The sequence below is a fragment of the Micromonospora aurantiaca ATCC 27029 genome (assembly GCF_000145235.1).
Classification (GTDB): Bacteria; Actinomycetota; Actinomycetes; order Mycobacteriales; family Micromonosporaceae; genus Micromonospora; species Micromonospora aurantiaca.
Map to the genome: position 1 here is coordinate 5568171 of NC_014391.1, position 14647 is coordinate 5582817.

Here is a 14647-nt window from a genome sequence, read left to right on the forward strand (position 1 = left end):
CGCGCTCACCGGGCCGCTTTCCGTTCGCGACTGCGGGGCTCGCAGACCCGGCTCACTCCTCGCGCTCACGAGAGGGCCTTCAGAGAGGCGGAACCCAGCTTCTCGACAGTGGCGCGGACGTGCGCACCGGGGCGCAGCGGCACCGCGGCGGTGGCCGCGCCGGCCAGGAACACCCAGCCCTTGCGCAGTCGTACGCCGTGCCGGCCGGCCAGCCGCAGCCCCTCGTCCAGCGCGCGGCGCGGGTCGCCGAGGATGGCAGCGGTCGAGCCGACCTGCGCCACCCGCCCGTCGATCTCCAGCAGCACGCCGAGGTTGTCCAGCCCGTCCGGCACCGGCGACCACGGCCCCACCACGAACGCGGCGGCCGAGGTGTTGTCGGCGATCACGTCCGGCAGCGAGAAGGTGAAGTTCGCGTACCGGGAGTCGATCAGCTCGATCGCCGGGGCGACCGCGCGGACGGCACGGGTGAACGAGCCGACCGGTTCGCCCGGGTCGGGCAGCCGGTCCAGCAGGAACGCCACCTCCGGCTCGACCCGGGGGTGGATGAAATCGCCGACGTCGACGCCGCCGCCGTCGGGCACCCGCATCACGTCGGTCAGCCGGCCCCAGATCACCTCGTCCACGCCGACCTGCGCCATCTTGGCCTTGCTGGTGAGCCCCATCTTGAGGCCGACCAGCCGCTCACCCCGGTCGAGGCGGCGCTTGACCAGCGCGGTCTGCACCGCGTACGCGGCGTCGACGTCGAGGCCGGTCTCGGCGGCCAGCTGCGGGATCGCGGTGGCGTCGTCGGCCGCCGCACCCAGCTTCTCCGCGATGCCGGCGATGTCCGGCCCGATCATGAGTTCTCCCTACCCGCCAGGTCCAATGCCACGTCCACGATCATGTCCTCCTGGCCGCCGACCATCCGGCGACGGCCCAGCTCGACCAGGATCGAGCGGACGTCCACGCCGTACTTGGCCGAGGCCCGCTCGGCGTGCCGCAGGAAGCTGGAGTAGACGCCCGCGTACCCCAGGGAGAGCGTCTCCCGGTCGACCTGGACCGGCCGGTCCTGCAACGGGCGGACGAGGTCGTCGGCGGCGTCCATCAGCGCGAACACGTCGCAGCCGTGCTTCCAGCCGTGCAGCTCGGCGACCGCGACGAAGACCTCCAGCGGCGCGTTGCCCGCACCGGCGCCCATGCCGGCGAGCGACGCGTCCACCCGGACGGTCCGCCCGGACGGCGAACCGAGCGGGCCGTCGCCGAGGATCCGGCCGTGCTCGACCGCCAGCACGCTGTTCGCCACACCCAGCGACAGGTTGTGGTGCGCGTGGATGCCGATCTGCGTCTCGGGTTCCAGCACCTGCCGGTACGCGTCGACGCGCTGCGCCACGTCCGACATCAGCAGCCGGCCGCCGGAGTCGGTGACGTAGACGCAGTGCGCGCCGTACGACTCCATCAGCTTGGCCTGCGCGGCCAGCCCGGCCGGGTCGTTGAGGTGCGACATCATGAGGAACCCGGAGACGTCCATGTCGTTCTCCCGGGCCCAGGCGATGTGCTGGGCGGAGATGTCCGCCTCGGTGCAGTGGGTGGCGATCCGGACGCTGGTCACGCCGAGCGCCTTCGCCGCCTTCAGGTCGGCGATGGTGCCGATGCCCGGCAGCAGCAGCGTGGTGAGCCGCGCGGTGGTCAGCACCTCGGCGGCGGCGGCGATCCAGTCCGCGTCGGCGGCGGCGCCGTGCCCGTAGTTGACGCTGGAACCGGCCAGGCCGTCGCCGTGCGCCACCTCGACCGCCGCCACACCGGCCGCGTCGAGCGCGGCGGCGATGGTACGCACCTGGTCGACCGTGTAGCGGTGGGCGACGGCGTGCATGCCGTCGCGCAGCGTCACGTCCTGGATGTAGAGGTCGGTCATCGGGCACTCACCTCCGGGGAACGCAGCGCCACCAGCCGCTCCGCGGTACGCAGCGCGGCCGACGTCATGATGTCCAGGTTGCCGGCGTACGCGGGCAGGTAGTGCCCGGCGCCGGAGACCTCCAGGAACACCGACACCTGGAGGCCGGTGAAGTGCCGGCCCAGCACCGGCGCGTACGTGTCCACGGCGTCGAACTGCACGTCCTGCTTGAGCCGGTAGCCGGGCACGTACTCCTGCACGGCCTTCACCATGTCGGCCACCGAGGCGGCGATCGCGCCCCGGTCGGCGTCGGCGTCCGGGCACAGGCAGTAGACCGTGTCACGCATGAGCAGCGGCGGGTCGGCCGGGTTCAGCACGATGATGGCCTTGCCGCGCTCGGCGCCGCCGACCACCTCGATGGCGCGGGCGGTGGTCTCGGTGAACTCGTCGATGTTGGCCCGGGTGCCGGGCCCGGCCGACTTCGAGGCGATCGAGGCGACGATCTCGCCGTACGCGACGGGGGTGACCCGGCCGACCGCGTGCACGATCGGCACTGTGGCCTGGCCGCCGCAGGTCACCATGTTGACGTTCGGCTCGCCCAGGTGCTCGTCGAGGTTCACCGGCGGCACCACGTACGGGCCGATGGCCGCGGGCGTCAGGTCGACGACGGTACGGCCGTGCGCCCGCAGCACCTCGTCGTGACGCTTGTGCGCGCCGGCCGAGGTGGCGTCGAAGACGAGCTGGACGTCCGCGAACTCGGGCAGCGCCACGAGGCCGTCGACGCCCTCGGCGGTGGTGGTCACGCCGAGCCGGCGGGCCCGGGCCAGACCGTCCGAGGCCGGGTCGATGCCGGCCATCGCCACCATGCGCAGGCTCTCACTGAGCCGCAACACCTTGATCATCAGGTCGGTGCCGATGTTGCCCGACCCGAGCACTGCCACTCCGACAGTCATGACGTTCCCTCCGAGGAGAAACAGGTACGCACCGAGCCGAGCCCGGAGATGCGCGCCTCGTACGCGGCGCCGGGCGTGACCGGCACCATCGGGCCGAGCGCGCCGGAGAGCACCACGTCACCGGCCTTGAGCGGGTCGCCCGCCCGGGCCATGGTCGCGGCCAGCCACTGCAACGCGTGCAGCGGATTGCCGAGGCAGGCCGCGCCCGCGCCGACCGAAACCGGCTCACCGGCGTGCTCCAGCACCATGCCGCACAGCCGCAGGTCCACGTCGGCGAGCCGCCGGGGCGCGGTGCCGAGCACGAACAGCCCACTGGAGGCGTTGTCAGCGACCGTGTCCACGATGGAGATGTCCCAGTCGGCGATCCGCGAGTCGACGATCTCGATGGCCGGCAGCACGTGGTCCACCGCCCGAATCAGGTCGACTGTGGTGACCCGCTCGTCCGGCAGGTCCGCGCCGAGCACGAAGGCGATCTCCGCCTCCACCCGCGGCTGGAGCAGCCGGCCGATCGGCACCTCGACGCCGTCGCCGACGGCCATGTCGTCGAACAGCACCCCGAAGTCGGGCTGGAAGACGCCGAAGCTCTCCTGCACGGTCCGCGACGTCAGCCCGATCTTCGCGCCGACGCGGCGGTGTCCCTTGCCCAGCCGTTGCCGGGTGTAGACCTGCTGCACCTGGTACGCGGCCTCGATGTCGCCCTCGGGCAGCAGCCGGCCGCGCAGCGGCGGGCAGGGCTTCCCCTCCTGCCGGGCCACTGCGAGTTCCCGGTTGGCGGCCTCGATGTCCACGGTCATGGCGGCTCCTCGCTTACGTCGCTGGGGATTCCGGCCATTCTGCCCACCGCGCGCGCTCATGACAGGTCCACGCAGACGTTGGTGAGTTCGGAGTAGAAGTCGAGCGAGTGCACGCCGCCCTCGCGGCCCACGCCGGACGCCTTCACGCCGCCGAACGGGGTGCGCAGGTCGCGCAGGAACCAGGTGTTCACCCAGACGATGCCGGCGTCGAGCCGGGCGCCGGCCCGGTGCGCCCGGCCCACGTCCCGCGTCCACACCGTCGCCGCCAGGCCGTAGGCGGTGCCGTTGGCCAGCGCGAACGCCTCGTCCTCGTCGTCGAACGGCGCGACGTGCACCACCGGGCCGAAGATCTCCTCCTGGTTGGTGCGGGCGTCCGGGCCGAGTCCGGTGAGCACCGTCGGCTGCACGTACGCCCCGCCGTCGCGGGCGTCACCGAAGCGCGGCGTGCCCCCACCGGCGCGCACCTCGGCGCCCTCGGTACGGGCCAGCGCGTAGTGGCCGAGCACCTTGTCCCGGTGCCCGTGCGAGATGAGCGGCATGTTCGCGGTGGCCTCGTCGTCCGGCCAGCCGTACGCCAGCTCGTCGGCGCGCTTGGCCAGCCGCGCGGTGAACTCCTCGAACACCGGCCGCTGCACGTAGATGCGCTCGGTGCACAGGCACACCTGGCCGCCGTTGGTGAAGCTGGACCGCACCGAACCGGCGACCGCCGCGTCCAGGTCGGCGTCGGCGAACACCAGGCCGGCGTTCTTGCCGCCCAGCTCGAAGCTGACCGCCTTCACGCCGTCGGCGGCGGCGCGCATGATCGCACTTCCGGTCGCCGACTCGCCGGTGAACGTGATCGCGTCCACGCCCGGGTGCCGGGTCAGGTGCTCGCCGGCCGAGCCGGGGCCGAAGCCGTGCACCAGGTTGAACACGCCGTCGGGCACGCCCGCCGCGGCCATCACCTCGGCCAGCAGCGTGGCCGAGGCGGGGGTCTCCTCGCTGGGCTTGACCACCACGGCGTTGCCGCAGGCCAGCGCCGGGGCGACCTTCCAGGTGAGCAGCAGCAGCGGCAGGTTCCACGGCACGATGACCGCGACCACGCCGACCGGCTTGCGGACCGCGTAGTTCAGCGCCCGGCCCCCGGCCGGGGTGACAGTGGTGAACGACTCGGTGGGCGCGGTGGCCACGATCTCGGCGAACGCCCGGAAGTTCGCAGCGCCGCGCGGGATGTCGAGCGTACGGGCCTGCGAGATGGCCTTGCCGGTGTCGGCGACCTCGGCGGCGACCAGGTCGTCGAAGCGCCGCTCCAGCTCGTCGGCGACCCGGCGCAGCACCTCGGCGCGTTCCCGCTCCCCCATCCGGCCCCACGGGCCGCGCAGCGCCGACCGGGCCGCGGCGACCGCGTCGTCCACTGTCGACTGCGACGCCTCGACCACCTCGAACACCGGCTCGCCGGTGACCGGGCTGCGCTTGGTGAACCGGCTGCCGACGTCGACGAACTCGCCGCCGACGAAGTTGCGCAGCAGGCCGGGACCGTCCGGCGCGTGGCCGGTCATCAGGCGGGGATCCCAGAGCGTCATCGCCGCCTCCCCAGCGCCGCGCGGACACCGCCGGCCAGCAGCGCGACCGCGCCGGCCGCTACCGCGCCGACCACCGCGTACTGCGCGCGCACCCGGCGGCGCACCTGCGCGTACGGGGTGGTGGAGAACGAGACCAGCTCGTACTGGGAGACGTAGCGGCCGGGCAGCGCGCGCTCCAGCGCGTGCTCGACCTGCTTGCGGGTGCGGAACACCGGCGAGGCGACCTTGTCCCGCATCTCCACGAAGTTCGCCAGCGCCATCCGGGCGATCGCCTCGGCGTTGTCCTGGCGGCGGTGCTGGAACAGCGGCAGCGCGGCGGCCCACTCGTCGTCGCACTCGTCGAGGCAGCGGTCCAGCTCGACCACGTCCTCGAACGCGCAGTTCGCGCCCTGGCCGTAGAACGGGACGATGGCGTGCGCGGCGTCGCCGATCAGGCCGACCCTGCCTGCCACCTGCCACGGCGTGCAGCGCACGGTGCCGAGCACACCGACCGGGTTGTGCTGGTAGTCGTCGACCAGGTTCGGCGCGAGCGGGACCAGGTCCGGGTAGTGGGTGGCGAAGAACTGCTCGATCGCCGCCGGGCTGCTCAGCGAGGCGAAGCTGCGGGTGCCGTGGGTGGGCCAGAACAGCGTGCAGGTGAAGGAGCGGTCCGGGTTCGGCAGCGCGATCATCATCGAGGTGCCGCGCGGCCAGATGTGCAGCGCGCCCGGGTCGAGCGCGAACTCCCCGCCCAGCGGCGGGATGGTCAGCTCCTTGTAGCCGTAGTCGAGGAAGTCCAGGCTCTCGGTCAGGCCGCCGTACGCGAGCAGTTGCCCACGCACCGCGGAGCCGGCGCCGTCGGCGCCGAGGACGACCGAGGCGGTGGCGGTGACCTTGCCCTGCGGGGTCTCGAACGTCATCTCGCCGCCGAGCGGGTCGAGCCCGACCAGCCGGTGGTCGAACGCGACGCGCACATTCGGCAGCGCGGCGGCGGCGTCGAGCAGCGCGTTGTTCAGCGCGCCCCGGCTGATCGAGTTGATCGCCCGGTCCCCGGAGCCGCTGTAGGACTGGAACTCCGGCTCGCCCTCGACCGGGTGGATCATGCGGCCGCGCATCGGCAGCGCGTCCGCCATGACCTCGTCCTCCAGGCCGATGCGGCGCAGCGCGTCCAGGCCACGCTCGGACAGCGCCAGGTTGATCGACCGGCCCCGCTCGGCGGTGCCGGTACGCGGGTCGGGCCGCCGCTCGTAGAGGGCCACCGGGTAGCCGCGCCGGGCCAGGTAGCAGGCCAGCAGGCAGCCGGCCAGCCCGGCGCCGACCACGGCGATCTCGTCGCGCTCGCTCACGAGTCCTCCTTCTCGAACGTTGCCGCCAGCGCCTCGGCGACCCGCCAGCAGTCGTGGTACGAGGAGTACAGCGGCACCGGCGCGAACCGGACGATGTCCGGCTCCCGGGCGTCGGCGACCACGCCGTGCTCGTGCCGCAGCCGCTTGGTCAGCTCGTTCGCGCTGCCCACCCCGATCCGCACCGAGAGCTGGCAACCGCGGCGGGCCGGGTCGCGCGGGGTGACGACTGTCAGCGGGCGGCCCGGCGTCACCTCGTCGAGCAACTGCTCCAGCCAGGCGGTGAGCCGCAGGCTGCGCTCGCGCAGCGCGGGCATGCCGACGGAGTCGAACAGCTCCAGCGAGGTACGCACCGGGCCCATCGCGAAGATCGGCGGGTTGGAGATCTGCCACGCCTCCACTGTGGCGGGCGGCCGGGACACCGGGGTCATCTCGAACCGGGTGGCCGCCTCGGTGCTCCACCAGCCCTCGAACCGCGGGATCGACGGGTCGCCGAGGTGCCGCTCGTGGACGAAGACGCCGCCCAGCGCGCCAGGGCCGGAGTTGAGGTACTTGTACGAGCACCAGGCGGCGAAGTCCACGTCCCAGTCGTGCAGCGCCAGCGGCACGTTGCCGGCGGCGTGCGCCAGGTCCCAGCCGACCACCGCGCCCGCGGCCCGGCCGGCAGCGGTGATGGCCGGGATGTCCATCAGCTCGCCGGTCAGGTAGTTCACGCCGCCGAGCATCAGCAGCGCCACCGTGTGGCCCTCGCGGGCCAGGAAGTCCAGCACGTCCTCGGTGCCGAGCGTGTCCGAGCCGGGGCGCGGCTTGAGGCGTACCACAGTGGTGTCCGGGTCCAGGCCGTGGAAGCGGGCCTGGCTGCGCACGGCGTAGCTGTCCGAGGGGAACGCGCTGTCCTCGATGACGATGCGGGTGCGCTCGCCGGCCGGCCGGTAGAAGCTGACCATCAGCAGGTGCAGGTTCACCGTGAGGGAGTTCATCACCACGGTCTCCGCGGGCAGCGCGCCGACCAGGCGGGCGGCCGGTGCGGTCAGCAGCTCGTGGTACGGCAGCCAGGGGCGCTCCGACTCCAGGTGCCCCTCGACGCCGAGGCGACTCCAGGCGTCCAGGTCGGCGAGGAGTTCGTCCCGGGTGGCCCGGGGCTGCAGGCCGAGCGAGTTGCCCGCCAGGTACGCCGTGTCGGGGTAGCGCCCGCCGTCGGCGGGTGGGATGTGGAACAGGTGCCGGTGGCCGGGGTCGGCGGCGTCGCGGCGGAGGGCTTCGTTCTCGGGGGTGTGCATGCTGTTCTCTCTCGTCACATCGCGGTGCGGGCCGACCACAGCTCCGGGAAGACCACCCGGGCCATGCTGCGCTGCAACCATGCCAGTCCGGCGGAACCACCGCTGCCGACCTTGGCGCCCATCGTGCGCTGGACGGCTTTGACGTGGTTCCAGCGCCAGTCGCCGAACTCCTCCGCGATCTCGGTCAGCGCGTCGCCGAGCAGGCGCAGGTGGTTGTCCGGGCCGTTGTCGCCGTAGATCCGGACCCAGGCCGCCTCGATCGCCGGGTGTCCCTCGTGCTCGGCGTTCACGTCCCGCGACAGCAGTTCGGCCGGCACGTCGAAGCCCTTGCGGGCCAGCAGCGCCACCACCTCGTCCCAGAGGCTCGGCGTGGCGAGCGCGGCGGTCAGCTCGTCGTACACCTCGGTCTGCCGGCGGAACGGGCGGATCAGCGCCCGGTCGCGCAGGCCGAGCAGGAACTCCAACTGCCGGTACATGGCGGACTGGAAGCCGGAGCCCTCGCCGAGCCGGTCGCGGAAGCGGTTGAAGTCGGCCGGGCTCATCCAGCGCAGGCCGTGCCAGGCGGCGTTGAGGCCCTCCAGGTGCAGGGCGGCGCGGCGCAGCGGAGGCAGGGCCTCCCAGATCCGGTCCTCGCGCAGCTCGCGCTTGGCGTGCCGCAGCTCGTGGCAGGTCAGGCCGAAGTACAGCTCCATGATCTGGCTGACCATCAGGAAGGACATCTCGCCCGGGTCGTCGCTGAGCGGCTCCTGGAGCCGGTGCAGCGTGCTGGCCCGTACGTACGCGTCGTACGGCACGCGGTCGGCGAACTCCAGCGTCGGCTCGCCGCCGTTGCGCGCCGCCCGAGCCGCCCGTTCCTGGGGGGTTACCGGGCGCACCGCCGTCGTCTGTTCCACAGTCATTCTCCGTCCGTGCGCGGGGTAGAAGTCATGATCCCGCTGGTGGACGGCCGAATGGAATGCCTGTTCAACGGCGGTATGGTGGTCTCACTTCGCGAACCGAAACCATCTCGCGTCGCTGTCTTTACGGAAGGAAGGTCCGCGCGTGGACGACATGGACTGGGCGCTGCTGCGCGAGCTCCAGGCCGACGCCCGGCTCTCGTACAGCGAGTTGTCCCGCCGGGTCCACCTGTCGCCGCCCGCTGTGGCCGAGCGGGTACGGCGGCTGGAGGAAGCCGGTGTGATCACCGGCTACCACGCCCACGTCGACCTCACCCGGGCCGGGCGCACAGTGCTCGCGCTGATCCGGATGTCCTGCTACGGCGCGCGCTGCATCCTCAACGACCCCGACGTCGCGGGCTGGCCGGAGATCATGGAGATCCACCGGATCACCGGGGACGCGTGCAGCATGCTCAAGGTCGCCGCCACGAACATGGGCGAGTTCGAGGAGGTCATCGACCGTCTCGCGCCGTACGGGCAGCCGTCCAGCACGATGGTGCTGTCCACCCCGCTGGCCTGGCACCCCGTGGTCAAGGCGCCCCGTTAGCTACCCCCGCCCTCCGGGAAAGCAGGCGCCGCTGCCCGTCAGTGGTCCGGCGCATCGTCGCGCCGGGAGGGGGGAACCATGCGAGGGCTCGTGTCACATCGTGCGTTGTCGTCCCTGTTGGGCCTGCTCGGCCTGGTCGCGGCGTTCGTCCTGACCACCGCGCCGCCGGCCCGGGCCGGGGAGAGCGTGTTCATCGAGGTGACGCCGAACAGCGTCCAGGCCGGTTCCCGGGTCAACCTGCGGGCCGGCTGCGACAACAGCAACAACCGCCAGGCGCAGGTCACCTCGGACGCCTTCGGGCGGGTGACGCTGCGGTCCGACAACGGCTTCCTCACCGGCTCGGTCACCGTGCCCGGCAACAAGGCGCCCGGCGACTACCCGGTGAACCTGGACTGCTCCAACGGCAACACCGCCTCGACCATGCTCACAGTGCTCAACATGGCGCAGCCGAGCAAGGGGCCGGCGACCGGCGGCGGTGGCACCGCGGGTAGCCGGGGCACGGGCTCGCTTCTGCTGGTCGGCGGCCTGGTCGCGGTGGCAGTGGTGGCCGGTGTGAGCGCCCGCCGCAAGCCCGGCGGCCGCGGCTGACGAGAGGTGCCGCAATGGCCCGCTCATCGCGCCGCCGGGACCGTACCGGCCCGGCGGCGGACCGCACCCGCCGCGCCGCCGCCCGTCCCGGCCGCCGGTCGCCGGAGCGCGCCGGCCGGCTCCGGGCCGCGCTGCGGCTGACGTCCCGGGCCGCGCGCCGGTTCGCCCACGTCGCCGGGCACGCGTTCTCGGCCAGCGTCGCCACCGCCGACCCGCAGTCCCGGCCGGTCGAGGCCCGCGCCGGACGGACCACCACCCGCCGGTACGCCCCGAGCCGCAGCCCCGGCGTCCCGGTGCTCGTGGTGGCGAGCGTGATGGCGCTGATCGTGGCCATGCTCGGCGTGGAACGGGTGACCGGGGTCAGCGTGCTGCCGGACCGGATCGTCGCCGGCCTGCGCCCGCCGCCGAAGAAGTTCCCGGTGCTGCCGGCCAGCCCGCCGACGGACCTGAGCATCGGCAAGCTGAACCTGCGCGCGCCGGTGCACCGGGTCGGCATCGCGCCGGACGGCAGCATCGCGGTGCCGGACGTGGAGCGCGCAGGCGAGGTCGGCTGGTACGACCAGGGCCCCACCCCCGGCCAGTACGGACCGGCCGTGCTCGTCGGGCACGTCGACACCACCACCGGTCCGGCCGTCTTCCACGGGCTGAAGGAGCTGGACGACGGCGACCGGATCGAGGTGACCCGCGAGGACCGGTCGGTGGCGGTGTTCGAGGTGACCTCGATCGAGCGGTACGGCAAGGAGAAGCTGCCGGTGGAGGACGTCTACGGCGACTTCAGCCGGCCCAACCTGCGGCTGATCACGTGCGGCGGGCGCTGGGTGGGCGGCGAGACCGGGTACGCGGACAACCTGGTCGTCTACGCCGCGCTGGTCAAGGCGCGCTGAGCGGGCCGGTCAGGCCGCCTCGGGCTCGGGTTCGCGCAGGTCGAGCCAGTCCGCCCAGCGCGGGTCGGGGGCGCGGTGCCCGAGCACCCGCCACGCGGCTCCTTTGGGCGCGGCCGGCAGGTGGTGCAGCCGCCAGCCCAGCTCGGCGGGCGTCTTGTCGCCTTTGGTGTGGTTGCACCGCGCGCACGCGGCGACCACGTTCTCCCAGGCGTGCCGGCCGCCCCGGCTGCGCGGGAAGACGTGGTCGATGGTCTCGGCCGGCCCCCGGCAGTAGGCGCACCGCCATCCGTCGCGGGCGAACACGGCCCGCCGGGACAACCCGACGTGGGTGCGGTACGGCACCCGGACGTAGCGGGTCAGGCGCACCACCGAGGGCACCGGTAACGCGTTGCGCGCGCTGTGCAGGATGCCCTCGCCGTCGGCGACGCAGACCGCCTTGGCGGAGAGGACGAGGATCGCGGCACGACGCACCGACACGACGCACAGGGGCTCGTAGGTGGCGTTGAGAACGAGTGCACCGGAGCCCGCCGTGGGTCGTATGTCAGGCATCGCGCTCACCCTCCCGGTCCAGTCGCTCCCGCCTCGTCTGCGCCGGAACCGCCCCGCGGACAGCGCGGGACGGCTCCGACGCCGGCCGGATCACCGACGTCCGTTGCGCCAATAGTCCCTGATCGCGCCCCGGATTGCACGTACTAATCCGGGGCTACCCCCCGGGTAGCGACACTTCGCCGAGGTGGCGGTGTCCGCCGCCCGCCAGGCGTGCGGTACGAAAGCAGAGTGAACGTCTCCGACCTGATCTCCGCCGTGCTGGCCGCCGTCTCCGACCGGAAGCCGGACTGCCAGGGCAGCAGCTCATGCGAGTGGGTGTACCGAGTGACGAACTCCGCCTGGTTCGCCGAGAGCAGCTACTGGATCCTGTTCAAGCCGCTGCGGGTGGCGCTGATCCTGCTGCTCGCGGTGGCCGCCCGGTGGGCGCTGCACCGGACCATCAACCGGCTGGTGCGGACCACCACCGACGGCGCGGTGCCGACCATGCTCCGCCCGCTGCGCGAGCGGATCCCCAGCGCCTCGCTCGACCCGGACCAGTTCGTGCCGGAGCGGCGGCGGCAGCGGGCCGAGGCGATCGGGTCGGTGCTGCGCAGCATGGTCACCGCGTTCGTCTTCGGCATCGCGCTGCTGATGGTGCTCAAGGAGTTCAGCTTCGACCTGGCCCCGCTGCTGGCGAGCGCGGGCATCGCCGGCGTGGCGCTCGGCTTCGGCGCGCAGAGCCTGGTCAAGGACCTGATCGCCGGCCTGTTCATGCTGATCGAGGACCAGTACGGCGTCGGCGACACGGTCGACCTGGGCGAGGCCACAGGCGTGGTCGAGGCGGTGGGGCTGCGGGTCACCACGGTCCGGGACGGCCGCGGCGTGCTCTGGTACATCCGCAACGGCGAGATCGTCCGCGTCGGCAACAAGAGCCAGGGCTGGGCGCTCGTCGTGGTCGACCTGCCGATCGGGTTCGCCGGCACCGAGGAGGCCACCGCCGTGCTGCGTACCGCGGCGGCGTCGGTGGCGCTGGACCCGGAGCTGGCGCCGAGCATCGTGGAGGAGCCGGAGGTCCTCGGCGTCGAGCAGATGACAGTCGACGGCGCGGTGATCCGTACCGTCGTCAAGACCACCGCGGACGGGCAGTTCGCGGTCGGCCGCGAGCTGCGCCGCCGCCTCGCGGAGGCGCTGGAGAACTCCGGCATCGTCGCGCAGATCGCGGCCGCACGGCTGTTCCCGGGCCTGCCGGTCCAGCCACCGGCGCCGCCCGCCGCCGAGGGTACGGGCACCGGCGGACCCACCTGAGTCGCCGGACGAGCCGGACGATTTCCGGGGTTCCGCACCGCGCGGCCCCTCGGGTATCGTCCGTTCGTTCAGTCGGAGATGCGACGATCAATCCGTTCGCCCTAGCCAGTTGTCAGACGATCGGGCAGAATCCGGTGCACACGCTCCACCGGGGGGCGTGCTCGTGTCCTCGCTGATCGGTTGATCTGACGACGGTTCCCGGTCGGGCCATCACAAGTGGTCGACCAGGAACGATGGAGGCGACGGTGTCCGACGCGCGACCCGCCCGGGAGGCCCCGGCCACCTTCCGGGACGTCTTCGGTCAGTCGGAGTTCCGCGCCATCTTCGCCGCCAACACCCTCTCCTGGGTGGGCGACTACCTGGCCCGCGCCGCGGTCACGGTGCTCGTGCTGCGCGAGACCGATTCGGTCGCGCTCTCCGCCGCCGCGTTCGCCGCCAGCTACCTTCCCTGGCTGGTCGGCGGCCCGCTGCTCTCCGCGCTCGCCGAGCGGCACAACTACCGCCGGGTCATGGTCGTCTGCGACCTCCTCCGGATGGCGCTGATGGCGCTGGTCGCGATGCCCTGGATGCCGACCTGGTCGATCTTCGCGCTGATCTTCCTGGCCACGCTCGCGAACCCGCCGAGCCAGGCGGCGCGGTCGGCGCTGATGCCGCACCTCCTGACCGGCGACCGGCTGGTCGTGGGCCTGGCCGCGTTCACCAGCGCCGGCCAGGCCGCCCAGGTCGTCGGTTACCTGATCGGCGCCACGGTGGCGGCGCTCAACCCGAACACCGCGCTGCTCGTCAACGCCGTGACCTTCGCCGTGTCGGCCGCGCTGGTCCGCTTCGGCGTGCGCGAGCGGCCACCGGCGATGGCCGAGGTGCACCGCAGCCACCTGCTGCGGGAGACCGTCCAGGGCTTCCGGATCGTCTTCGAGCGGCCGGTGCTGCGCGCCATCGCGGTGCTGGTGTTCAGCGCGATGCTCTTCTCGATCGTCCCCGAGGGACTGGCAGCGGGCTGGGCCGCCGACCGGACCGACGGCCGGATGGACGCCGGCACCGCGCAGGGGCTGATCATGGCCGCCGTCCCGGTCGGCTACATCCTCGGCGGGCTGACCATCAGCCGGCTCGTCGGCCCGGAGCGGCGGCTGACGCTGATGCGACCGTTGATGATCATCGCGCCGGCGACACTCGTACCCGCGTTGTTCAACCCGCCGCCGACGGTGGTGGCGCTGCTGGCCGGGGGGTGCGGTTTCGCCGTCGCCGGGCTCGTCCCGGTCGCCAACGGCCTGTTCGTACAGGCGCTGCCGGACGGCTTCCGGGCCCGGGCGTTCGGCGTCATGGCCAGCGGCACGCAGATCATCCAGGGTGCCGCGGTGCTGGTCACGGGCGCGCTCGCGGAGCGGTTCTCGGTCCCGTCGGTGGTCGGCGTCTGGAGCGCCGCCGGTGTGCTGATCATGACGGTCGCGGCGCTCGCCTGGCCCCGGCCACAGGTGATCCACGAGGCCGTCGCGGCCGCCCGCGCCGAGTCGGCGGCCGGCGGCGGGCCGGCGCACGCGCACGCGCCCGGCCCCGCGTCCGGTGACCGGAACCGCGAGCACGGGCGACACCGGCACGCGGTGACGTGATCCGCGCCGCCCGGCGGGCGGGCGCGGGTGCCGGGCCGCACCTGGCAGGATGGAAGCGTGACTTCCCCAGGCGAGTCGATGACCCTCTTCGAGGCGATCGGCGGTGAACCGGCCTTCCGCAAGCTGGTGGACGAGTTCTACGCCGGTGTGGCCGACGACCCGCTGCTGCGGCCGATGTACCCGGAGGAGGACCTGGGCCCGGCGGCGGACCGGCTGACCCTGTTCCTCATCCAGTACTGGGGCGGACCGCACACCTACTCCGAGCAGCGCGGCCACCCGCGGCTGCGGATGCGGCACGCCCCGTTCCGGATCGGCGCGGCCGAGCGGGACGCCTGGCTGCACCACATGCGCCGGGCGGTGGACACGCTCGACCTGCCGCCGCAGCTCGCCGCCGCGCTCTGGGACTACCTGGAGCGGGCCGCGTACTTCATGGTGAACGTGATGGAGGACCCGGCCGCGGGCTGAGCCCGGC

15 protein-coding genes are annotated in these 14647 nt (G+C 73.0%); 6 read left to right on the forward strand and 9 right to left on the reverse strand.

The genetic code is table 11. The features are described 5' to 3' along the window. Positions 1–65 precede the first annotated feature (65 nt). The 8 genes from MICAU_RS24630 to MICAU_RS24665 are packed head-to-tail and all read right to left on the reverse strand — an operon-like array spanning position 66 to position 8680. The gene (locus tag MICAU_RS24630) at positions 66–839 is read right to left on the reverse strand and encodes a 2-keto-4-pentenoate hydratase (RefSeq protein ID WP_013288060.1); all 774 of its coding nucleotides are present in this window, start codon (positions 837–839) and stop codon (positions 66–68) included. After that, positions 836–1891 (reverse strand): 4-hydroxy-2-oxovalerate aldolase, encoded by a 1056-nt coding sequence (dmpG, locus tag MICAU_RS24635; RefSeq protein ID WP_013288061.1) that lies wholly within the window; start codon positions 1889–1891, stop codon positions 836–838. Before dmpG ends, MICAU_RS24630 begins: the two co-directional genes overlap by 4 nt. Then, entirely contained in the window at positions 1888–2823 is a 936-nt protein-coding gene (locus MICAU_RS24640; protein WP_013288062.1) for an acetaldehyde dehydrogenase (acetylating), read from the reverse strand. The genes dmpG and MICAU_RS24640 overlap by 4 nt, the downstream gene beginning before the upstream one ends. Then, positions 2820–3617 (reverse strand): 2-keto-4-pentenoate hydratase, encoded by a 798-nt coding sequence (locus tag MICAU_RS24645; protein ID WP_013288063.1) that lies wholly within the window; start codon positions 3615–3617, stop codon positions 2820–2822. The genes MICAU_RS24640 and MICAU_RS24645 overlap by 4 nt, the downstream gene beginning before the upstream one ends. Before the next feature lie 56 nt (positions 3618–3673). Then, positions 3674–5155 (reverse strand): 2-hydroxymuconic semialdehyde dehydrogenase, encoded by a 1482-nt coding sequence (locus MICAU_RS24650; protein ID WP_041799333.1) that lies wholly within the window; start codon positions 5153–5155, stop codon positions 3674–3676. A gap of 20 nt (positions 5156–5175) precedes the next feature. Further along, positions 5176–6504, reverse strand: a complete 1329-nt coding sequence (locus MICAU_RS24655; protein ID WP_013288065.1) for an FAD-dependent oxidoreductase — start codon at positions 6502–6504, stop codon at positions 5176–5178. Continuing rightward, positions 6501–7781: a kynureninase gene (gene kynU, locus MICAU_RS24660; protein ID WP_013288066.1), complete on the reverse strand. Its 1281-nt coding sequence runs from the start codon at positions 7779–7781 to the stop codon at positions 6501–6503. Before kynU ends, MICAU_RS24655 begins: the two co-directional genes overlap by 4 nt. A gap of 14 nt (positions 7782–7795) precedes the next feature. Beyond that, complete coding sequence (locus MICAU_RS24665) at positions 7796–8680, reverse strand: tryptophan 2,3-dioxygenase (protein WP_013288067.1); 885 nt, start codon at positions 8678–8680, stop codon at positions 7796–7798. 142 nt (positions 8681–8822) lie between these two features. On the opposite strand from MICAU_RS24665, the gene MICAU_RS24670 reads away from it, so the two are divergent. The 3 genes from MICAU_RS24670 to MICAU_RS24680 all read left to right on the forward strand — a co-directional run bounded on the left by MICAU_RS24670 (position 8823) and on the right by MICAU_RS24680 (position 10735). Beyond that, positions 8823–9263, forward strand: coding sequence for an Lrp/AsnC family transcriptional regulator (locus MICAU_RS24670; protein WP_013288068.1), 441 nt, complete (start codon positions 8823–8825; stop codon positions 9261–9263). Between the two features lie 78 nt (positions 9264–9341). Next, a complete protein-coding gene (locus tag MICAU_RS24675) occupies positions 9342–9851 on the forward strand; it encodes a hypothetical protein (RefSeq protein WP_013288069.1) in 510 nt (169 codons plus the stop codon). A gap of 14 nt (positions 9852–9865) precedes the next feature. Further along, a complete protein-coding gene (locus tag MICAU_RS24680; protein ID WP_013288070.1) occupies positions 9866–10735 on the forward strand; it encodes a class F sortase in 870 nt (289 codons plus the stop codon). Positions 10736–10744: 9 nt separating this feature from the next. Here the strand turns inward: MICAU_RS24680 and MICAU_RS24685 are convergent, their stop codons facing one another. Continuing rightward, complete coding sequence (locus MICAU_RS24685; RefSeq protein WP_013288071.1) at positions 10745–11284, reverse strand: HNH endonuclease; 540 nt, start codon at positions 11282–11284, stop codon at positions 10745–10747. A 228-nt stretch (positions 11285–11512) separates the two neighbouring features. Between MICAU_RS24685 and MICAU_RS24690 the strand changes: the two genes are divergently transcribed. The 3 genes from MICAU_RS24690 to MICAU_RS24700 all read left to right on the forward strand — a co-directional run bounded on the left by MICAU_RS24690 (position 11513) and on the right by MICAU_RS24700 (position 14640). Continuing rightward, positions 11513–12568: a mechanosensitive ion channel family protein gene (locus MICAU_RS24690; protein ID WP_030273292.1), complete on the forward strand. Its 1056-nt coding sequence runs from the start codon at positions 11513–11515 to the stop codon at positions 12566–12568. Positions 12569–12801: 233 nt separating this feature from the next. Continuing rightward, complete coding sequence (locus MICAU_RS24695) at positions 12802–14175, forward strand: MFS transporter (protein WP_030273289.1); 1374 nt, start codon at positions 12802–12804, stop codon at positions 14173–14175. Between the two features lie 78 nt (positions 14176–14253). Beyond that, positions 14254–14640, forward strand: a complete 387-nt coding sequence (locus MICAU_RS24700) for a globin (protein WP_174361815.1) — start codon at positions 14254–14256, stop codon at positions 14638–14640. The last annotated feature ends 7 nt before the right edge of the window (positions 14641–14647 follow it).

Bases quoted from the DNA above. Each gene is read 5' to 3' on its own strand.
- MICAU_RS24630 (WP_013288060.1), bottom strand. From the start codon at position 839: ATGATCGGGCCGGACATCGCCGGCATCGCGGAGAAGCTGGGTGCGGCG.
- dmpG (WP_013288061.1), bottom strand. From the start codon at position 1,891: ATGACCGACCTCTACATCCAGGACGTGACGCTGCGCGACGGCATGCAC.
- MICAU_RS24640 (WP_013288062.1), bottom strand. From the start codon at position 2,823: ATGACTGTCGGAGTGGCAGTGCTCGGGTCGGGCAACATCGGCACCGAC.
- MICAU_RS24645 (WP_013288063.1), bottom strand. From the start codon at position 3,617: ATGACCGTGGACATCGAGGCCGCCAACCGGGAACTCGCAGTGGCCCGG.
- MICAU_RS24650 (WP_041799333.1), bottom strand. From the start codon at position 5,155: ATGACCGGCCACGCGCCGGACGGTCCCGGCCTGCTGCGCAACTTCGTC.
- kynU (WP_013288066.1), bottom strand. From the start codon at position 7,781: ATGCACACCCCCGAGAACGAAGCCCTCCGCCGCGACGCCGCCGACCCC.
- MICAU_RS24665 (WP_013288067.1), bottom strand. From the start codon at position 8,680: ATGACTGTGGAACAGACGACGGCGGTGCGCCCGGTAACCCCCCAGGAA.
- MICAU_RS24675 (WP_013288069.1), top strand. From the start codon at position 9,342: ATGCGAGGGCTCGTGTCACATCGTGCGTTGTCGTCCCTGTTGGGCCTG.
- MICAU_RS24680 (WP_013288070.1), top strand. From the start codon at position 9,866: ATGGCCCGCTCATCGCGCCGCCGGGACCGTACCGGCCCGGCGGCGGAC.
- MICAU_RS24685 (WP_013288071.1), bottom strand. From the start codon at position 11,284: ATGCCTGACATACGACCCACGGCGGGCTCCGGTGCACTCGTTCTCAAC.
- MICAU_RS24695 (WP_030273289.1), top strand. From the start codon at position 12,802: ATGGAGGCGACGGTGTCCGACGCGCGACCCGCCCGGGAGGCCCCGGCC.
- MICAU_RS24700 (WP_174361815.1), top strand. From the start codon at position 14,254: ATGACCCTCTTCGAGGCGATCGGCGGTGAACCGGCCTTCCGCAAGCTG.